A 19,461-nucleotide genomic window follows, 5' to 3' on the forward strand; every position below is an offset into this window, starting at 1 on the left:
CATCTGGCGCCGGTTTTGCCCCTGCCCTCAGGCGCTCCGCCGCATCGCTACGTCCTCATGGCGTCGCTCGTTTGCACCGAGCTTATGCTGGCTGGCGAGGTCGCGGGTCTTGAACTGGTCGATCTTCGCCATCAGCACTTCCACGCGGTGGCGAAGGCCCTGGATTTCGGCATTGTTCTCTTCCACCATCGCGGCGTTGCGCTGGGTGATGAGTTCCACATCCTTGACGGCCTTGGTCACTTCGCTGATACCGGTCGACTGTTCGCGCGTAGCCGACGAAATGCTCTCGACAAGTGTCTGCACTTCCTCGACCTGATCGATGATAGCCTGCAGAGCCTCGCCCGTCTGCTCGACGAGAGCAACACCCGACTTCACCTGACCGGAACTGACCGAAATCAGCCCCTTGATTTCCTTGGCGGCGCTTGCGCAACGCTGGGCAAGTTCGCGAACCTCCTGGGCAACCACGGCAAAGCCACGCCCCGCCTCGCCTGCCCTTGCTGCCTCGACACCGGCATTGAGTGCAAGGAGGTTGGTCTGGAAGGCGATTTCGTCGATGACGCCGATGATCGTCGAGATCTTTTCCGACGAACGGCTGATTTCGGCCATGGCTTCCACGGCATGCGTGACGACCACACCCGACTGACGAGCATGGTCGCGCGCCAGATGGACCGACTGCGCGGTACGGCCTGCACCGTCCGCCGTTGAGCGCACCACATCGCTGAGATGCGCCAGAGCCCGCGCGCTCTCCTCGAGCGCCGCCGCCTGCTGTTCGGTGCGGCGGGCAAGATCGTCGGCGGAAACCGCTAGATTGCCAGTGCCGGCATCGATATCAACACTGGTGGAGCGGACATCGGCAAGGGTTGCCCTGAGCGCCTCGACTGCGTGGTTGTAGGTCTCAGCCATGGCGACGAAATCGCCGGGGAGATTGTCGCGCATCGTGGCTTCGAGATTGCCAGCCGCCAGCGCCTCCAGCACTTCCGAGAGGGCGTCGAGCGCGGAACGCTGCTCGGCCTCGACCTGTTCGCGCTCGCGGGCACGCTGCTCGGCTTCCTTCGCGGACATCGTTCTGGCGCTCGCCGCCTCATCCTCGAGCCTGCGGTTTTCGACCGCCGCATCGCGGAAGACCGTGACGGAACGCACCATGTCGCCGATTTCGTCGCCGCGATTGCGGCCCTCGATCGGCACAGCGAGATCGCCGCCGGCAAGGCGCGTCATGACTTCGGTGATACGCTTCAGCGGCGCCCGCAACGTCTCGATCAGCATAAGACCGCCGACGATCGCAAGCAGCGTACCGACCACCATGGCGATGACGGAAATCGAGGCAGACCGTTCGCTGTCTTCCTTGCCGATCTCCTGCGCATGGCTGACGAAATCGCGCAGTGAGGACATAGCCTTCGAGACATATTCGGATGCGGTCGCCCGCTCCTTCCGCCAGGTTTCGTCGAGAGCAAGAAGCGATGCCGACTGGCTTTCGATCGCCGCCACATGCGGTTCGATCTTCTTGGCGAAATCACGCAATGCGCTGTTCTTCGAGCCAAGCGCGGAAATCTGCTTGGCCGCGCCGGAGAGCGCCTTCAGGTCGGAAAGAACCTGCTGCCGGGAAGCATCGTCGACCACGCCACGCATGCGCTCCGAATGCAGGCGCAGGGCATCGATGCCGATCGCGGCGGTATCGACCAGTTCCATCAGTTCCTTCTGGTCGGCAACCAGCTTGTCGAGACCGACGAAGCGGTCGGAGGCAACATCGGTATTCTTGGCGGCCTGCAAGGTAAGCTTCTGCTCGATGCTGACCAGTTCCGAAAGCTGGCGTCCAAGTGCCTGGGCCTTGGCATCATCGCTCTCATTTCCGGCAAGGATGGAATCGAGCTTCGTAACGGCACCGGCCACCTCGGCAATCGTCGCCTTGCTCTTCGGCGAAGAGATGGATTCGGCACGTGCCAGTTCCTTGGCGATGGCGCCCATGTATAGCCGCGCCTCATCCAGCTGCTCGGTCGGCGTAAACGCCATCTGCACGCCTGCGCGCATCTTGCCAAGCTTGTCGACCAGCCCCTTGAAAGCCGAGCTGTCGAACAGCAGTTCCTTGGCGAACTGCTCTTTTTCGGTGAATTCCTTGCGGACGAATTCGACCTGCTTCTTGATCTGCCCGCCTTCGGTCTCGATGGCGGCGAGGCTCGCCTCGATCGAAGCGTCCAGATTGTCACGCTCGGTCTTGTTCGCCCACATCGCGTCGAGTTGTATGCGCATCTTGTCGGCAAGCGCCCTGAGATCGCCGAGTTCCGCCTTGGCTGCCTGCTCGGCCAATACGCCGTCGAGAACACTAAGACCATTCTCCTCCGCCGAAATCGCAGCGACCAATGCCGAGCGACTGTCTTCAGAGGGATCAATCGTAAATTCCTGCAGCGCTGCCTGCACCTTTTCGAGATCGCTGATATTGCCGATCGTCGCGCGGGTCACCGTCATGTGGCCGTTGAGCATGGTTGCCGTGTGGTAACCGAGCAATCCTACCCCGGCCATCAGGATGACAAGCGGCACGACGAAGAGAAGCACCTTCGTGACGATGCGGCGACTTTGCAGCAGGCGGTCAATGAAACTCATGCGATCCTCGAAAACGAATTCTGGCAAATCTTCTGGCGTATCATCATCGAAGCCCGTTGGGGCGGGCCGATTCCGCAACAAGCGGAGATTGCGAAACTGTCCGGCTACAAACTTGAACAATCGTTAAGCTCATCCCTGTTTTCTTAGATATCGCGGCGTTTTTAGCGCTTCGGAGAGTTTTCCTGTGCGGAAAACCGGGTATCCGTCACAAACGACTTCGGATAGAAGGAGCCTCCAGCTTCTCGGGATTCTTCAATGGCTCTGTCCAGCAATACCAAAGGCGCCCTGCTGATGGCGGCCTCGATGGCCGGCTTCACCATCAACGACGCACTGACCAAGGCGGTAACGCCCTATATGAATGTCGGGCAGATCATGCTCCTGCGCGGTGTCATGACAACGATGCTGGTCTACTTGATTGCCCGCCAGATGGGGGCGCTTGTCCATATCCGCTCGCTCATCCAGCCGCTGGTGCTGTTGCGCATCCTCTGCGAGACGCTGTCGACCATCGCCTATCTCAGCGCCTTGAGGCAGATGCCCCTCGCCAATGCATCCTCCATCCTGCAATCGCTGCCCCTCGCAGTGACACTCGGGGCCGCGCTGTTTCTCCGTGAACCGGTCGGCTGGCGGCGATGGACGGCGATCATCGTGGGCTTCATCGGTGTACTGATCATCATTCGTCCCGGTCCGGAAGGCTTCACGCATGCCTCGCTTTATGTGGTGTTGAGCGTGTTCTTCGCGGCCTCCCGCGATCTGGTAACTAAGAAGATCGACACCGCCATCCCGTCGCTCAGCGTGACGCTTTCCACAGCTGCGGGCATCACCCTAACTGGCGCGGCTCTCGTCATGCCGCTTGGCGGCTGGCAACCGGTGAGCGGTGTCCATTTCGCAACGCTGGCGCTCGCCTCCGTCCTGCTCTTTGTCGGCTACCAGTCCATCATTATGGCCATGCGCACTGGCGAGATCTCCTTCATCGCCCCATTCCGCTACATGAGCCTGCTGTGGGCGGTGCTGCTCGGAATGATCCTTTTCGGCGAGGTTCCCGACGCCTGGATGATGACCGGCGCAGCTATCGTCATCGGCTCCGGCCTCTACACTTTCTATCGCGAGAACAAGCGCAAGATCAAAAACCCGGTCGGACAGCAGTCCCAGCCGGGATCCCCCCTGTAAAGGCAGAGAGGCCATGAGCGAACCGCAGACAGCACGGTCTTTCCCGGCACTGATTCTTGCTGGCGGCCTTTCGCGGCGAATGGGCCGGGACAAGACGGTAGTCGGCCTCGCCGACAAGCCTATGATCGCCCATGTCATCGACCGCTTGAGGCCGCAGGTATCGAACCTTGCCGTCAACGCCCCACCGGGTGTCCTTCCGGAGATTGGCTTCCCTGTGCTGCCGGACACCGTTCCCGGCCACGCCGGCCCCCTCGCCGGCGTTCTGGCCGGGTTGATCCATGCGCGGGAAAGCATGCCAGAGGCATCCCATCTGCTGACTGTCCCCGCCGACACACCTTTCCTGCCATTGGACCTGACCGCGAAAATGACGGCCAACATCGAGCCGAGGCGGATCGTCGTCGCGACCTCGCTCGGCCGCATCCATCCGGTCGTCGCTCTCTGGCCCATTTCGCTGGCGGAAGATCTCGAAGAATGGCTGGGCGACCCTGATAACCGCAAGCTTCAGTCCTTCATTGCCCACTATCCCTCCGAGACCGTCGATTTCCTGCCGGTCGAAACCGCATCAGGCCCTCTCGACCCGTTCTTCAACGTCAACACGCCTGATGACCTCGCCCGCGCCGAACAAATCCTGAAGGAGCGCCCATGACAGAGGAAAAGCCGACAGGCGGACCACGCATCTTCGGAATTTCCGGTTGGAAGAACTCGGGCAAGACGGGACTGGCTGTGCGGCTGGTCGAGGAATTCACCCGGCGCGGCTACCACATCTCGACCATCAAGCATGCCCATCATGATTTCGACATCGACAAGGTCGGCGCCGACAGCTATCGGCATCGTCAGGCAGGAGCCCACGAGGTGGCGATCGTGTCGGGTACCCGCTACGCCATCATGCACGAACTGCGCGGCGCACCCGAACCATCTTTCGACGAGATCGTCGCCCGCATCGCCCCATGCGACCTGATCCTGATCGAAGGCTACAAGCGGGAAACGGTTCCCAAGATCGAGGCCCGACGGCTGGAGGCGGCAAAGCGCGAGCCGCTTGCTCCCTCCGATCCGCACATCGTCGCCATTGCCGCTGACCATGCCGTCGAAGACACGTCACTCCCCGTCTTCGATCTCAACGACACAAATGCGATTGCCGATTTTATCACCGGCATTACGGGACTGCCGCCGCGGCAATAACGCCAGCACCATAAAATACCCCAAATGAAAAGGCCGCCGGATCGTCTCCAGCGGCCTTTATGTTCAGTCGATCCACCGCTTAGCGGTTGGCGACGTTTGCTGGGCGAACCAGCGGCGTCACGCGGCGGATGGTCACGCGGCGGTTCTGCTGTTCGGCAGCCTGCGTGCGGATCTTCAGGTAGCGTTCACCGTAGCCCTGGGTCGACATGTTTTCCGGCGGGATACCGTAAACCTCGGTCAGGAGGTTAGCGACGGTCTCGGCGCGCTGGTCAGAAAGCACGAGGTTCGAACGGTCGGAGCCCACGGCGTCGGTATGCCCCTCGATGAGGAAGACTTCGCCCGGATCCTTTTGGAGAACCTTTTGGATCGCATCGGCCACCTTGCGCAGCGTCTTCGCCTGGGCGAGCGGCACTTCCGCCGAACCCGAGGGGAAGGTGATCGTGTCGAGGTCGATACGGCGCACCTTGTCCCGCAGACGGGCAGACGACTTCACTTCGTCCAGCGAGTAGACACGCTCGACACGCTCGACCGGAGGACGGGCGAGGAAGTCATAATAATCGCGATCGGGGGCGTTCGACATCGTAACGATATAGTCGTTGACGGGAACCGTCAGGCGCATCGGCGGCAGATCATAACCGACGTCCACATAAACACGCGGATGTTCGCTATCGGCCTCGGGCGAATAGACCAGCACATATTCCTCACCATCCGGCGTGAAGCGAGAACGCAGGATGATGTCGCCGTAACGGTTGTAGATCGTGACCAGACGCGAGCCGTCGCCACGTTCGATCGTTTCGCGGGAACGACCGCGCGACAGCTGCTCGTAATAGGTCTCCTGTGCGTCGTAACGCAGGCGCGGACGGTCGTCGCCGCGAACGACGACCTGATTGCCGACATTGATGACGGTGCGGTTGTCGATCTGCTCGATGACCTTGACCTGATTGACCACATTGTTCTGAACGTTGTTCGTCACGTGGTTGTTGTTGGTCGTGTTATTGGTCGTATTGTTCGTGACGTTGGTCACATTGGTGACGTTCGTGATGTTGTTGACCACGGTCGTCGGAACCTGGAAGGCCGGGGCAGCATTGAGCTGCTTGCCCTTTTCCTCGACGGCAGCCTCGATCACCTTCGGCTCGAACTTCGGAGCGTCAGCCTGTGCGGCAGCATCGCTTTCCGGCGGAGGAGCAACGGGGGTTTCCTCGCGGGCCTGCGTGCGGACGTCGCGAACGTCGGCCTGACCGCTGTTGTCGGCATCCTTGTCGCTGTCGAGCACGGCAGCACCGTTATCGACCGGGAGAACCACCGTTTCGGCAGTCTTGGCCGGATCCTCTGCAATCTGCTGCTTCTGCTCTTCGGTACGGGTATCCACGACTTCCGGAACGACGACTTCGGCGGGCGGTTCGACGGCAGGAACCACGACCTGTTCACCACCGGCCTGTCCATCCTGAACCGGTTCGCCGGCAGGCTGACCAGCGGACTGATCGGTCAGCGGCTGCGCGGGCGTTTCGCCTTGGGTCGTATCCTGCGTGGGCTGCTCGGCCGGCTGCTGTTCGGCCGGAGCAGCCGTCTGTGCCGGCGGGCATGCGTCAGCCGAAGCAGCCTGAGAACCATCGGCGCAGGTTACGGCCTCGGCAGCGGCCGGCTGCTGAGCCTGCTGTTCGGCGGCTTTCTGAGTATCTTCTGCTGCCTTCTGCTCGGCCGCCCTTTGGGCCTCTTCGGCGGCTTGCTGTTCAGCAGCCTTCTGAGCTTCTTGAGCGGCTTGCTGCTCAGCGGCTTTCTGGGCTTCTTCAGCGGCTTGCTGTTCGGCAGCCTTCTTGGCTTCCTCAGCGGCCTGCTGTTCAGCAGCCTTCTGAGCCTCTTCAGCAGCCTGCTGCTCGGCGGCCTTCTGAGCTTCTTCGGCGGCCTGCTGTTCGGCAGCCTTCTTGGCTTCCTCAGCAGCCTGTTGTTCGGCAGCCTTCTGAGCCTCTTCAGCGGCTTGCTGTTCGGCGGCGCGTTGTGCTTCTTCGGCGGCCTGCTGCTCGGCAGCCCTCTTGGCTTCCTCGGCAGCCTGTTGTTCAGCGGCCTTCTGAGCCTCTTCAGCGGCTTGCTGCTCGGCAGCGCGTTGCGCTTCTTCGGCGGCTTGCTGCTCGGCGGCGCGCTGTGCCTCCTGCGCAGCCTGCTGTTCAGCGGCGCGCTGGGCTTCCTCGGCAGCCTGCTGCTCGGCCGCACGCTGAGCGTCGATTGCATCGCAGGCGGACTGATCGGCGGCCTGGCTGCCATCGCTGCAGGTCACGGCCGCCTGGGCAACGAGAACGCCGGATTGTTCGATTGCGGAACGGGCGGAATGATCCGCAGCGCGGGAAACGGCCGAAGCCGATACCGGCTCCACCATGACCGCGGCCGACAGGACCGGCAACGCAACCGTCGCGAACAGTTTAGATCTCAACTTCATATCACCTTCCTTGCGAAGCGTGTCTCCACGCGGGTCTGGGAGAAGCATTGTCGAAACGGCAATTTTGTGTCGGTGCCGTTTTCCTCCCGCTCCCGATCGGACAGAACCTAATTTTCGGCAAATTAACCTCGGCTGAACGAAAAAGTTCATGCGTTACACTTCAGGTTTCTCGTTCAGCCGCTGATTCCCTGAGACTGCAACAAAAGGGCTTGCTCATGCAATTTTTGCGACAGTTGCGTGTTTACTGTTGATTTTCGGGAGAAAAGGGTAGGAATATCGCCTCAGGTTCGGCATTCGGAATGCCGTACTTTCCGGTTCAGCGCGGGCATCACAACCGCGCGGACAACCAACAGAGAGGATCTTCATGCGTATCGCCACCCGTTTTCTTGCCGCTGCCTCGATCGCCGCGCTGTCGCTTTTTGCAGGCTCCGCAATGGCTGAAGACAAGCTGATCATTGGAACCGAAGGCGCCTACCCGCCCTTCAACAACCTCGAATCGGACGGCTCGCTCGTCGGCTTCGACATCGACATTGCCAAAGCGCTTTGCGATGAGATGAAAGTCACCTGCGAATTCGTGACCCAGGACTGGGACGGCATCATTCCGGCACTTCAGGCCAAGAAGTTCGACGCCATCATCGCCTCGATGTCGATCACGCCGGAGCGCCTCGAGAAGGTCGACTTCTCCAAGAAGTACTACAACACCCCGCCGGCAATCGCCGTGCCGAAGGATTCTCCGATCACCAAGGTCGAAGAACTGAAGGGCAAGGTGCTCGGTGCGCAGTCTTCGACCACCCATGCCAACTACGCTGAAAAGCACATGGCAGACTCCGAGCTGAAGCTTTACCCGACCGCTGACGAATACAAGCTCGACCTGTCGGGCGGTCGTGTCGACGCCGTCATCGACGATATCGTCGTTCTCTCGGAATGGGTGAAGTCGGACGCCGGCACCTGCTGCAAGATCCTGACCCCGCTGCCGATCGACCCGGAAATCAATGGCCTCGGCGCCGGCATTGCTGTCCGCAAGGGTGAAACCGCGCTTGCCGACAAGTTTACGGCAGCGATTGCAGCCATCCGCGCGAACGGCAAGTACAAGGAAATCAACGCCAAGTACTTCGACTTCGACGTTTACGGCGATTGATCCCCTGAAAAACTGAAGTCATGGATGGCGGAAAACACGTTCTTCCGCCATTCTCATATCCGGATAAACCGGAAAAATAAGACGCGGTATAAACCGCCAAGGGGAATTTTGGCATGAGCGGAGTGTTTTCCGCCCTCGGATCATCGTGGTCCTGGATTCAATATGCGTTCGATCCGTTTTGCGGGCCGGTTGGGATCTTCTCCCTCTTCGGCGGATCATCGCTGGTTTCCTGCGGCGTCGCGGGTTGGGGCGACGAGATCGCCTTCGGCGTCAAGGTAACGGTCACGCTGGCGCTGGCCACCCTGCCCTTCGGTCTGCTGATCGGCTTTATGGTGGCTCTTTCCATGCAGTCGCAGGACAAGGCGCTGCGGCTGGCAGGCGGCATTTACACCACAATCTTTCGCGGCCTGCCCGAACTTCTGACGCTCTTCATCATCTATTACGGCGTCCAGATGGTGATCCAGGGCCTGCTGTCCTGGATCGGTTACGACGAACGCGTCGAGATCAACGCCTTCGTCGCCGGCATGATCGCGCTTTCCGTCGTGTTTTCGTCCTACTGCTCCGAGGTCCTGCTCTCGGCATTCCGCGCCATTCCCAATGGGCAGTATGAGGCGGGCGATGCCGTTGGCCTGCGGCGCGTCACCACCATGCGCCTCGTGATCCTGCCTCAGCTCATCCGCATTGCGCTGCCCGGCCTTGGCAATCTGTGGATGAACCTTCTCAAGGACACGGCCCTCGTCTCCGTTATCGGCCTGACCGACATCCTTCGCCAGACGGGCGTCGCCGCCAAGGTGACCAAGGAACCCTTCGTGTTCTACGTACTCGCTTGCGCGCTCTATCTCGTTCTCGCCATGCTGTCGTCGATCGTCATCAGCGCAATCGACCGCTCGACCAGACGCTCGGAGGCCGCCCGATGAGCCATGTGAGTGAACTCATCCCGCCGCGTCCCGCGCCTCCGCAGGTATCGCGCCGCGTTACGAAGAGCCATATCATCGGCGTCATCGGCCTGGCCGTATGGCTTCTGCTGGCAGCCGGGCTCGTCTATATGATGGTGTCTAACTGGGACATGGACAAGTTCGTCAAATACGAGCAGCGCTATCGCTCAGGCCTTCTGACGACAGTTACCCTGGTCTTTGTCTCCGTTCTGCTCGGCGCGCTTCTCTCGGCACCTATCGCCTATGCGCGCATGTCGAAGAACCGGGTGCTGAACGCTGTTTCCTACGCCTATGTCTACCTTTTCCGCGGCACGCCGCTGCTCGCCCAGATCTATCTGATCTACTACGGCGTGGGATCGTTCCGGACCGGAATCGAGTCCGTCGGCCTCTGGTGGTTCTTCCGTGAAGCGTGGAACTGCGCGCTTCTGTCCATGACGCTCAACACCGCCGCCTATCAGGCCGAAATCCTGCGTGGCGCGATCCAGAGCGTGCCGCGCGGACAGACGGAAGGCGCGAAATCGCTCGGCCTTCCGCCCTCGGTGACCTTCTGGAAGATCATCCTGCCCCAGGCGCTGATCGTGGCTCTCCGTCCCTATGGCAACGAGATCATCCTGATGATCAAGGGTTCGGCCGTCGTCGCGGTGGTGACCGTTCTCGACCTGATGGGACAGACCCGCTACACCTTCTCGCGTACTTTCGATTATCAGGCCTATCTCTGGGCGGCGGTGTTCTACCTGTCGATCGTCGAAGCCATGCGTCACGCATGGGGATGGATGGAAGCCCGCCTGACGCGGCACCTGAAACGCTGAACCGCCTTTTCCGCTCGGAGACACCGTTGGCAGCACTCTTCCATCGAGGCTGCCAACGCTCTGTTTTAAATAACAAAAATCCATTTATGACAGCTTTGTTAAGCCTCGATTAAGGCTGATAGTCTTATTGTTTTGTTAACCGTGTTTCACGGCACGGCCACCGGCCTCGCCGAAGCGGAAAACCGCCGGCCCCGGTTCCTTCAAAGTGGGAACAAAACGAGGTTGCGATGAACCAGGACATGGAACTGATGCTCAAGGGCTACGGCCTGACGACTGCCCAGATACTCTATCGCCTTCCCGACCACCCGACACTCCTCCAGACCTATATCTGGCAGCATTACGATCTGGCGCCGGATTTCCCGGAAATGCGGACATTCCTGCAATTCTGGCAGGAGAAACTGGATGGCCCGCTGCATTCGGTTCGCTATGTGCACAAAAAGATGATCGCGGCAAACGAATGGCGCGCCCTCAAAGGCGAGTTCATCCTGCACTGACAGCAGCAGAGATGCCGCGCTGATTGCAAATGACGGCCCGAACGGCTAGAGGCAGTCGCAAATGGCTGCCGGCTGGCGGCGGCCGGATGCAGCGGAGCGGTATGCAATGGCCAAGATCGACGAAGAAGCCCTAGCGGAAGCGTACAACCGTGCGCTCGCGCTCGAAAAGGCCGGCGATATCGACGCGGCCGTGAAGGCCTATGAGGAAGTCTTGGCGATCGACCCGGAAGACCACGGCGGCGCCTCGGTCCGTATTGCATCGCTCGGACGCGGCGACGCACCGCCCAAGGCACCGGATGCCTATGTCGAAACCCTGTTCGACCAGCATGCGGAAGCCTTTGAGGACATCCTCGTCGAGCAGCTCGGCTATGCCGTGCCGGTACTCGTCCGCCAGCGGCTGCAGTCGCTCGGTCTCGGCCCCTTCAAGCGCATGCTGGATCTCGGTTGCGGCACCGGCCTGACAGGCGGAACCCTGCGGGACATGGCAGAAGACATCACCGGCCTCGACATCTCCGAGAACATGGTCGAAATCGCTCATGAGAAGGACCTCTACGAGACCCTCTACGTCGCCGAAGTCGAGGATTTCCTTGAAGACAACGACGACGACCCCTTCGACCTTGTCACCGCGACCGACGTCCTGCCCTATCTCGGCGCTCTGGAGCCGCTGTTCTTCGGCACGGCTGAAAACATGGTCGAGGGCGGTATCTTCACCTTCTCCTCAGAGACCCTGCCCGAGGACGTCATGGCAGGCCGGACCTATATGGTCGGCCCGCACCAGCGCTTCGCCCATGCGGAATCCTATGTCCGCGAACGGCTCGCTGCCACCGGTTTCGAACTGGTGGAAATCTCCGAGATCAACGTGCGCATGCAAGATGGCCATCCGACACCCGGACATCTGGTGATCGCACGTCTGCGCGGCTGACGCTCTTCGTACCATTTTCCTCCGCCTCTGCGACGGGAGCGTGATCGAGCCAGTATTCATCCGGATACTCACGGCAGTGCGAGTGGCTGATACCGGACGACTGAAATGTCATGATGCGGATGAGTTCGAGATAAATTTCGACGATGGTGGGCATGGCATTTCTCCTTTGCCCGCCATCTCAACCCACTTGCGCGCCCTTCTCAAACGAGCTTATCATGCACTTCAATTGACTTGAGGTTATGGATGAAGCGCGGTCGCCTGCCCCTGACGGCATTGAGAAGTTTCGAGGCGGCGGGTCGCCTCGGAAGCTTCACCGCGGCCTCTCAGGAGCTTTATGTCTCACAGGCCGCCATCAGCCGTCAGGTTCGTGAACTGGAGACGATCCTCGGAAAACCGCTCTTCGAACGCGGTCATCGGCGGGTAACGCTCACGCTGTCAGGCCGTCAGCTGCTGGAGAGTCTGACGACAGCTTTCGACAGGATTGCCCTCACGCTGGACGAGATCACCGGTGAGCAGCAACGGCATGCACTGGTGATCAGCAGCGAGCCGGGCTTTGCCGCAAGCTGGCTCGCGCCGAACCTTCGCCGCTTCAATGCCGCCTATCCCGACATCGATCTGACCGTGGACTCCGATCAGCGCCTGATCGATTTCAGGAACAGCGGAGCCGAAATCGCCATCAGGCACAGCATCGACCGTGACGCATGGCCGCGCGCTGAAGCGCGCAAATTGATCGACGTTATGCTGATCGCCGTTGCGGCCCCTAGCCTTCTCGCGTCCGGCCCACCTGTCTCGACGGCCAGGGACATCCTTGATCGCCCGATACTACACGAAGAAAACCGCGATAACTGGCAGAACTGGCTTTCAGGGGTGGGCGTCCGCGCCAAGGTGCCGGCTGGCCCCGTTTACACCGACAGTGCGCTGGTGCTTCAGGGCGCATTGCGCGGCGATGGCATCGCGCTGGTCGACCGTCTTCACGCCGAAGAAGCATTAGAGAACGGAACGCTGGTGCAACTGTTCGACCATGCCCTGCCCTTCGGTGCCTTCTGGATCGTCGCCCGCGATTTCGATCACCTTTCCAAACCCGCCAATGCCTTCATCGACTGGCTGGAAACATCGATTCGCCCGCAGGTCGCCGATTAGTTGCATGTGGGGAACGGCCGGCTCGCAGCCGCTGGTTCATATCCGCTCGCCACACCGCAGCAGACATGCATTGCGGTCGTGATTTCCGGGCTGCCCGAGCCCAAAAGCCTTCCCCGCGTGGCGTTCTTCCGTTAATCGAAAGGCACAAGCTTAGGAGAACAGCATGGCAAAAGTGGCATTTATCGGTTTGGGCGTCATGGGATACCCGATGGCGGGATATCTGAAGACCAAGGGCGGCCACGAGGTAACGGTCTATAACCGCACCGCCGCAAAGGCCGAGAAATGGGCCGCCGAATTCGGCGGCCGCGCCGCACCGACGCCGGCCGCAGCAGCAGCCGATGCCGATTTCGTCTTCACCTGCGTCGGCAATGACGATGACCTGCGCTCGGTAACGATCGGCGAGAACGGCGCGCTTTCCGGCATGAAGGCCGGCGCAATCCTGATTGACAACACCACGGCCTCGGCTGAAGTGGCTCGCGAACTTCACGCTGCCGCCAGCGCCAAGGGCTGCGGCTTCATCGACGCCCCGGTTTCGGGCGGACAGGCAGGCGCGGAAAACGGCGTACTCACGGTCATGTGCGGCGGCGACGAGGCCACCTTCGAAAAGGCCAAGCCGGTCATCGACGCCTATGCCCGCATGGTCGGCCTGATGGGCCCGGTCGGAGCCGGCCAACTCACCAAGATGATCAACCAGATATGCATTGCAGGTGTCGTTCAGGGCCTCGCCGAGGGGATTCATTTTGGCAAGAAAGCCGGCCTGGACATTGAAAAGGTTGTGGAAGTCATCTCCAAGGGCGCTGCCGGCTCCTGGCAGATGGAGAACCGCCACAAGACCATGAACGAGGGCAAGTACGAGTTCGGCTTCGCCGTCGACTGGATGCGCAAGGACCTCGACATCGTCCTCACCGAAGCCCGCCGCAATGGCGCAACCCTCCCCGTTACAGCGCTGGTCGATCAGTTCTACGGTGAGGTTCAGCAGAAGCTGGGCGGCAATCGCTGGGATACCTCCTCGCTTCTCGCCCGGCTTGAAAAATGACTCTGACGCGCGCTGCCACGACATCGGAAATCGTTGCGCATCTTCGAACGCTGGGCAACGATAGCAATGTCGAAGGCATGTCGCGCTTCGGGATCGCAACGGAGACCGCGCTCGGCATCTCCAATCCCGACTTGCAGAAACTGGCGAAATCGATCGGGCGCGACCACGGCCGTGCCCTTGAACTCTGGAAGACCGGCGTGCGCGAGGCGCGCATGCTGGCAATCTACACCGCCGATCCCAAGGTCATGACAAGGGACGAGATGGAGGCCTGGGCGTCGGACTTCGCCTCCTGGGAAATCGTCGACGCCGCAGCCGACCTTCTGACGGAAACCCCTTACTGGCGCGAACTCATCGAGCAATTTGCCGGAGACGACCGGGAATTCGTGCGCCGCACCGCCTTTTCCATGATCGCTGGCGCAACCGTGCACAACAAAAGCGAACCGGATAAGACGCTGATCGCCTACCTGCCGCTGATCGAACGCCACGCCGGCGATGAACGCAATTTCGTGAAGAAAGCCGTGAACTGGGCGCTGCGCAATATCGGCAAGCGCAATCGGACCTGCCACGGTCCGGCACTGGTGCTGGCGGAAAAGCTGGCCACCAGCGATGACAGGACTGCCCGATGGATCGGCAAGGATGCGCTTCGCGAACTGTCTAGCGACAAGATCCTCGCGAAGCTCAAGCCCTGAAGAGCGCCTAAACGCGACCTCTCAGTCGTCCGAGGACTTCTGGTTGTCGAGCAACATGTAGTCGAGCGGCAGTTCGGTCGTGTACTTGATCTGCTCCATGGCGAAGGCAGAGGAGACGTCACGGATCTCGATCTTGGCGATGAGCCGCTTGTAGAAGGCATCATAGGCGGCAATATCCGGCACGACGACACGCAAGAGATAATCGACATCACCGCTCATGCGATAGAACTCGACCACTTCGGGGAATTCCGCAACGACTTCCGAGAAACGCTTGAGCCACTCAATCGAATGGCTAGAAGTGCGCACCGAAACGAAAACCGTAACCTTCGTGTTCACCTTAGCCGGATCAAGCAGGGCGACGCGACGACGGATAATTCCGTCCTCTTCCATCTTCTGGATACGGCGCCAGCAAGGCGTCGTCGACAGGCCGACCTTCTTGGCGAGATCGGCGACAGCCAGTGTGGAGTCTTCCTGAAGGATGCGGAGAATTTTTCTATCGAGTCGATCCATATTCTCACCTTTCGAATATTATTCTCCATATAAAGGAAAAATCCTTAAAGCAAAGAAAATCGTTTCAAACTGCAAGCCTATCCACCTCCCGACGCAGCACGGGCAAAACGTCCGCTTCGAACCAGGGATTACGCTTCAGCCAAGCGGTGTTGCGCCAACTCGGATGCGGCAGGGGCAGGATTTTCGGCCCCTCGGTGTTGGCAAGCAGAAAATCGCGCCAGTGCTCCACCGTTTCCGTCATCGTCTTGCGCCGCCTGCTGCCGAGATGCCATTTCTGGGCATACTGGCCGATCGCCAGAACCAGTTCGACCTGAGGCATTGCCGCAATCACGGCGGACCGCCATTGTGGGGCACATTCACGCCTCGGCGGTAGATCATGCCCCCCGGCGTCATAACCCGGAAAACAGAACCCCATGGGAACGATGGCAAAACGGGACTGGTCGTAAAACACGTCACGGTCGACATTCAGCCATTGTCGCAATCGATCGCCGGAAGCATCGTTGAACGGAATCCCGCTTTGATGAACCTTCATTCCCGGTGCCTGACCGGCGATGAGTATCCGTGCCGTTTCGGAAATATAAGCAACCGGTCGCGGTTCATGGGGTAGGCGATTTGCCTCGCCGCCAGCCGGACAATCGCGACAGATCCTGCACCCCGCAATGGCTCTCTGCAATTCCTCAAGCGTGCCCATTAAAAGACCTCGCCGTCAAAAGAGTGCTTGAGGATGATTTGTTCAGACTCAATCATGCCTTAGTTGACACCGAGCCAATCAAGTAGAAAAGCAAAAAAGCCGACCTCCGGCTCCGGCTGGTCGTCCTGATGGATACGCCGCCACTCATGAGGCCGGGTGAACGATCCACCCCAGACCCCCAGTCTCTCCCGCTGCGCCTTAGCCTCTTCCGCCTCGTAATCTCCATAGGCAACCGCCAACCCCTCGCCGACCAGTACAGCCCCTACATCGCCGTCGCCCGAGGTTCGGCAACGCACGAGTTGCCGCCGATATCGATCCGCTTGGCTGCCGCGACAGGTGAGAGCCTTCATCGTCGCAATTTCAGAAAGCCTGGCTCGCGCAGTCGCGCCACAAGCCCAGGCCGCGTTCGCCTCCCCGCAGGACTGACCGGCCTCAGGAGCATCGATACCCTCAAGCCGCAACCTCTGACTGCCGAGCGCGAGAGTATCTCCATCGACCACGAAAAAACGCCCGGAAAACTCGGTCTCCTGTTGCCGCTCAAGCTTCGCCACAATCAGCAGGCTCAGCATCAGCATGCAGAAACCGACGAAAAAATCCCGGAAAATGCGCCTTGGACGTTTCACATTTCGGCCCATTTCGAAAACGAAACCTTTTCGATCATGGCAAACAAAACCTTTTTCGACAGCATCTTCTTAAGAAATGACTATTAAGATCGCGTCATCAAGGAGACGTGAACTTCCGCAATATGAGTACGGGCGTATCGACATCGACGGACAAGAATATCGTCGACCTCTCACGCAGCCATCGCAACAAGGCTGTCGCGAAAGCCGTTCGCACGACCCGTGAACGCCTGCAATCGAACGGCGGCATCCCGCAGTTCGAAAGCGAAATGCTGGGAATGCATGTCAGCGCCACCCTGCAAGCCGCAGCGGTTATGCCGATCATCGTCTTGATGGTCACCGGCATCGGAACCTACATCACACATCAGGCAAACCTGGTGATGTGGAGCCTGCTGACGCTGGTCGTCCATGCATTCAACATCCTTCTTACCCGCCGGGCGGCAGCGCACAGCTTCTCCTCCGAAAACGTCGTCAAATGGCGACGACGTCTTCTGGCGGGCCAGGCTGCCATGGGCGTCTGCTGGGCGATCTTCTCGCTTCAGTCCTGTTCGGTCTGCGAAGGGGATGCCTTCATCTTCTACAAGGGCGCCGTGCTGCTGGTCGTTCTGTCGATCACGGCCATGTCGAGCATGCTTCTCAGACAGGCCGTGCTTTTCGGCTTCCTTCCGACCGTTGTAGCCCTTGCCTACAGCGCCGTGGGCAGCCGCGAGATGCTGGACATCGGCATGACGGCGATGTTCACTACGGCCCACATTTTCTTTATTTACATCACCGGCCGACTTTACCAGACAAACGTCAAGCTGCTTTCATTCCAGACGGAAAAGGATGACTTGATCGCCGAACTGGAGGTGGCTAAGTCGCTGTCCGACGAAGCCCGCCGCCGCGCAGAGGAAGCCAACCTCGCGAAGTCCCGGTTCCTCGCCTCGATGTCCCATGAGCTACGCACGCCGCTGAACGCCATTCTCGGCTTCTCTGAGGTCATGGCGACAGAGGTACTGGGCCCCCTGAACAACCCGCTCTACAAGGAATATTCCGGCGATATCCATCGTTCTGGCCAGCATCTTCTCGACCTTATCAACGAGATTCTTGATCTCTCGCGTATCGAGGCCGGAAAATATGACCTGAACGAGGAGACGGTTTCACTGCTGGAATTGGCAGAAGACTGCGTAGGCATGGTCCAGCTTCGCGCCAAGGCGAAGAACATCAGCATCGACGAACAGTTCGAGCCGAAGCTACCGAGTGTGTGGGCCGATGAAAAGGCAATCCGGCAGGTCATCCTCAACCTGCTGTCGAACGCCATTAAATTCACGCCCCAGAACGGCGAGATCCGCGTCAAGGTCGGTTGGACGGCCGGCGGCGGTCAATACGTTTCCATCCGCGATAACGGCCCAGGCATTCCGGAAGAGGAAATCCCGGTCGTGCTCTCCGCTTTCGGTCAGGGCTCCATCGCCATCAAGAGCGCCGAACAGGGCACAGGCCTTGGCCTCCCCATCGTGCAGGCGATACTCGCCAAGCACGGCGGGGAATTCAAGCTGAAGTCAAAGCTGCGAGAGGGCACGGAAGTAATCGCGATCCTGCCGGCGCGGCGCGTGCTCGAAAGCCTGCCCGCTGTCACCGGGACCCAGGCAGTCGAACCGCGTAGACGCCATTTCGCCTGAACATTCAGGCAATGCCAAATCGTTCAGGCGATAAAAATCCGGAAGATGACGACATAGGCCGCGTAAAGCCCATTTGCCACCAAAAGACAGAAGACCGCGAACGAACCGAGATCCTTGGCGTTGCGGCCGACGGTCGAAATCTCCGGTGAGATCCGGTCGACCAACTCCTCGATCGCCGTATTGAGCGCCTCGACGGAAAACAGGATTGCCATCAGCACGATGAAGCCCAGGAATTCGCCAAGGCTCGCCCCAATGACGGCAAACAGCACCAGGCCGACACCAAGCGCCAGCAGCTCATGCCGGAAGGCGGATTCCTGCATAAGCCTTCGAAAGCCCTGCATGGAATACTGGCCGGCAGCGAAGAGATGGGCGACGCCCGTCTTTTTCTCGAAGGTCTCGCTGGCCGGCTTCTGGTTCTTGTCGTTAAGCGTCATTCTTTGTTGGACACCCCTGCCGCCGCGAAGGTCGCCATACCCGAATGGCAAGCCGCAGCTGCCTTGACGATCCCGGCGGCAAGCGCTGCCCCAGTACCTTCACCAAGCCGCATGCCGAGCGCCAGAAGCGGGGTCTTGCCGAGCTTCTCGATCGACTTCAGGTGCCCGGGCTCGCCGGAAACATGGCCGATCAGGCAATGGTCGAGCGCGGAAGGATTGGCAGCCTTCAGAAGTGCTGCAGCCGAAGTCGCAACGTAACCATCGATCAAAACCGGAATCTTCTGCATACGTGCAGCGAGGATTGCGCCGGCCATGGCGGCGATCTCCCGGCCACCGAGGCGGCGCATGATTTCCAGCGGATCATCAAGGTGATCCTTATGGAATTCGACCGCAGCCTTTACGGCCTCGATCTTGCGGCGAAGTACCTCGCCCTCGGAACCTGTACCGGGGCCGACCCACTCCTCGGCGGAGCCGCCATAGAGCGCCAGATGAATGGCGGCAGCGATGGTGGTGTTGCCGATACCCATTTCGCCAATGCACAGGAGGTCGGTGCCGCCGGCGATCGCCTCCATGCCGAAAGCCATGGTCGCAGCGCAATCACGCTCGGAGAGCGCGGGCTCGCACGTGATGTCGCCGGTCGGATAATCGAGCGCCAGATCGAAAATCTTCAGCCCCAGGTCATAGGTGGCGCAAATCTGGTTGATCGCCGCACCACCGGCAGCGAAGTTCTCCACCATCTGCTGGGTTACGGAAGACGGATAGGGCGTGATCCCATGTTTCGTCACACCGTGGTTGCCGGCGAAGATCGCAACAAGCGGACGATTGACCGCCGGCGAGCGACCGGTCCAGGCAGCCAGCCACATGGCGATCTCTTCGAGGCGGCCAAGCGCGCCCGGCGGCTTGGTCAGCTGACGGTCATGGTCGCGCGCGGCAGCCAGCGCCGCCGTATCGGGCCCAGGCAGTTCGCGCAGCAGAACGCGGAAATCATCGAAAGGCAGGCCGGTCACGGTCAT

At 60.2% G+C, this 19,461-nt stretch carries 20 protein-coding genes; 13 read left to right on the forward strand and 7 right to left on the reverse strand.

Annotated elements, in window-relative coordinates; genetic code table 11:
* Nucleotides 1-27 precede the first annotated feature (27 nt).
* A complete protein-coding gene (locus H4I99_RS04655; RefSeq protein ID WP_163899569.1) occupies nucleotides 28-2,595 on the reverse strand; it encodes a methyl-accepting chemotaxis protein in 2,568 nt (855 codons plus the stop codon).
* 255 nt (nucleotides 2,596-2,850) lie between these two features.
* On the opposite strand from H4I99_RS04655, the gene H4I99_RS04660 reads away from it, so the two are divergent.
* The 3 genes from H4I99_RS04660 to mobB are packed head-to-tail and all read left to right on the forward strand — an operon-like array spanning nucleotide 2,851 to nucleotide 4,941.
* Nucleotides 2,851-3,762 carry a DMT family transporter gene (locus H4I99_RS04660; RefSeq protein ID WP_163899571.1) on the forward strand — a complete coding sequence of 304 codons (912 nt, stop codon included), beginning with the start codon at nucleotides 2,851-2,853 and terminating at the stop codon, nucleotides 3,760-3,762.
* A gap of 13 nt (nucleotides 3,763-3,775) precedes the next feature.
* On the forward strand, nucleotides 3,776-4,408 hold the full coding sequence (mobA, locus tag H4I99_RS04665) for a molybdenum cofactor guanylyltransferase MobA (protein ID WP_163899573.1): 633 nt from the start codon (nucleotides 3,776-3,778) through the stop codon (nucleotides 4,406-4,408).
* Complete coding sequence (gene mobB / locus H4I99_RS04670; RefSeq protein ID WP_163899575.1) at nucleotides 4,405-4,941, forward strand: molybdopterin-guanine dinucleotide biosynthesis protein B; 537 nt, start codon at nucleotides 4,405-4,407, stop codon at nucleotides 4,939-4,941. The genes mobA and mobB overlap by 4 nt, the downstream gene beginning before the upstream one ends.
* A gap of 79 nt (nucleotides 4,942-5,020) precedes the next feature.
* Here mobB and H4I99_RS24735 read toward each other — a convergent pair whose 3' ends face one another.
* Nucleotides 5,021-6,358: an OmpA family protein gene (locus H4I99_RS24735; RefSeq protein WP_342345155.1), complete on the reverse strand. Its 1,338-nt coding sequence runs from the start codon at nucleotides 6,356-6,358 to the stop codon at nucleotides 5,021-5,023.
* Between the two features lie 93 nt (nucleotides 6,359-6,451).
* Here H4I99_RS24735 and H4I99_RS24740 point away from each other — a divergent pair, with 93 nt between their 5' ends.
* From H4I99_RS24740 to H4I99_RS04715, 9 genes are all read left to right on the forward strand, one after another.
* A complete protein-coding gene (locus H4I99_RS24740; protein WP_342345156.1) occupies nucleotides 6,452-7,483 on the forward strand; it encodes a hypothetical protein in 1,032 nt (343 codons plus the stop codon).
* Between the two features lie 253 nt (nucleotides 7,484-7,736).
* Nucleotides 7,737-8,510, forward strand: a complete 774-nt coding sequence (locus H4I99_RS04680) for an ABC transporter substrate-binding protein (protein ID WP_163899579.1) — start codon at nucleotides 7,737-7,739, stop codon at nucleotides 8,508-8,510.
* A gap of 113 nt (nucleotides 8,511-8,623) precedes the next feature.
* Nucleotides 8,624-9,427 (forward strand): ABC transporter permease, encoded by an 804-nt coding sequence (locus tag H4I99_RS04685; protein WP_163899581.1) that lies wholly within the window; start codon nucleotides 8,624-8,626, stop codon nucleotides 9,425-9,427.
* Nucleotides 9,424-10,254, forward strand: coding sequence for an ABC transporter permease (locus tag H4I99_RS04690; protein WP_163899583.1), 831 nt, complete (start codon nucleotides 9,424-9,426; stop codon nucleotides 10,252-10,254). Before H4I99_RS04685 ends, H4I99_RS04690 begins: the two co-directional genes overlap by 4 nt.
* Before the next feature lie 227 nt (nucleotides 10,255-10,481).
* Nucleotides 10,482-10,748 carry an usg protein gene (locus H4I99_RS04695; protein WP_163899585.1) on the forward strand — a complete coding sequence of 89 codons (267 nt, stop codon included), beginning with the start codon at nucleotides 10,482-10,484 and terminating at the stop codon, nucleotides 10,746-10,748.
* 106 nt (nucleotides 10,749-10,854) lie between these two features.
* A complete protein-coding gene (locus H4I99_RS04700; RefSeq protein ID WP_163899587.1) occupies nucleotides 10,855-11,670 on the forward strand; it encodes a class I SAM-dependent methyltransferase in 816 nt (271 codons plus the stop codon).
* A gap of 243 nt (nucleotides 11,671-11,913) precedes the next feature.
* Nucleotides 11,914-12,810 carry a LysR substrate-binding domain-containing protein gene (locus tag H4I99_RS04705; protein ID WP_163899589.1) on the forward strand — a complete coding sequence of 299 codons (897 nt, stop codon included), beginning with the start codon at nucleotides 11,914-11,916 and terminating at the stop codon, nucleotides 12,808-12,810.
* A 163-nt stretch (nucleotides 12,811-12,973) separates the two neighbouring features.
* A complete protein-coding gene (locus H4I99_RS04710; protein ID WP_163899591.1) occupies nucleotides 12,974-13,846 on the forward strand; it encodes an NAD(P)-dependent oxidoreductase in 873 nt (290 codons plus the stop codon).
* The gene (locus H4I99_RS04715; RefSeq protein WP_163899593.1) at nucleotides 13,843-14,535 is read left to right on the forward strand and encodes a DNA alkylation repair protein; all 693 of its coding nucleotides are present in this window, start codon (nucleotides 13,843-13,845) and stop codon (nucleotides 14,533-14,535) included. The genes H4I99_RS04710 and H4I99_RS04715 overlap by 4 nt, the downstream gene beginning before the upstream one ends.
* 21 nt (nucleotides 14,536-14,556) lie before the next feature.
* On the opposite strand, the gene H4I99_RS04720 is transcribed toward H4I99_RS04715, so the two are convergent.
* The 3 genes from H4I99_RS04720 to H4I99_RS04730 all read right to left on the reverse strand — a co-directional run bounded on the left by H4I99_RS04720 (nucleotide 14,557) and on the right by H4I99_RS04730 (nucleotide 16,311).
* On the reverse strand, nucleotides 14,557-15,045 hold the full coding sequence (locus H4I99_RS04720; RefSeq protein ID WP_163899594.1) for an Lrp/AsnC family transcriptional regulator: 489 nt from the start codon (nucleotides 15,043-15,045) through the stop codon (nucleotides 14,557-14,559).
* Between the two features lie 64 nt (nucleotides 15,046-15,109).
* The gene (locus tag H4I99_RS04725; protein WP_163899596.1) at nucleotides 15,110-15,736 is read right to left on the reverse strand and encodes a uracil-DNA glycosylase family protein; all 627 of its coding nucleotides are present in this window, start codon (nucleotides 15,734-15,736) and stop codon (nucleotides 15,110-15,112) included.
* 59 nt (nucleotides 15,737-15,795) lie between these two features.
* Nucleotides 15,796-16,311, reverse strand: a complete 516-nt coding sequence (locus H4I99_RS04730) for a thermonuclease family protein (protein WP_163899598.1) — start codon at nucleotides 16,309-16,311, stop codon at nucleotides 15,796-15,798.
* Between the two features lie 170 nt (nucleotides 16,312-16,481).
* Between H4I99_RS04730 and H4I99_RS04735 the strand changes: the two genes are divergently transcribed.
* Entirely contained in the window at nucleotides 16,482-18,014 is a 1,533-nt protein-coding gene (locus H4I99_RS04735) for a sensor histidine kinase (protein WP_163905731.1), read from the forward strand.
* Nucleotides 18,015-18,037: 23 nt separating this feature from the next.
* Here the strand turns inward: H4I99_RS04735 and H4I99_RS04740 are convergent, their stop codons facing one another.
* Together H4I99_RS04740 and cobT are read right to left on the reverse strand one after the other, a co-directional pair.
* Nucleotides 18,038-18,448, reverse strand: coding sequence for a diacylglycerol kinase (locus H4I99_RS04740; RefSeq protein WP_163899600.1), 411 nt, complete (start codon nucleotides 18,446-18,448; stop codon nucleotides 18,038-18,040).
* Nucleotides 18,445-19,461, reverse strand: a complete 1,017-nt coding sequence (gene cobT / locus H4I99_RS04745) for a nicotinate-nucleotide--dimethylbenzimidazole phosphoribosyltransferase (RefSeq protein ID WP_163899602.1) — start codon at nucleotides 19,459-19,461, stop codon at nucleotides 18,445-18,447. The genes H4I99_RS04740 and cobT overlap by 4 nt, the downstream gene beginning before the upstream one ends.

The organism is Paenirhizobium daejeonense, assembly GCF_014280875.1.
In the GTDB taxonomy this organism is placed as follows: domain Bacteria; phylum Pseudomonadota; class Alphaproteobacteria; order Rhizobiales; family Rhizobiaceae; genus Allorhizobium; species Allorhizobium daejeonense.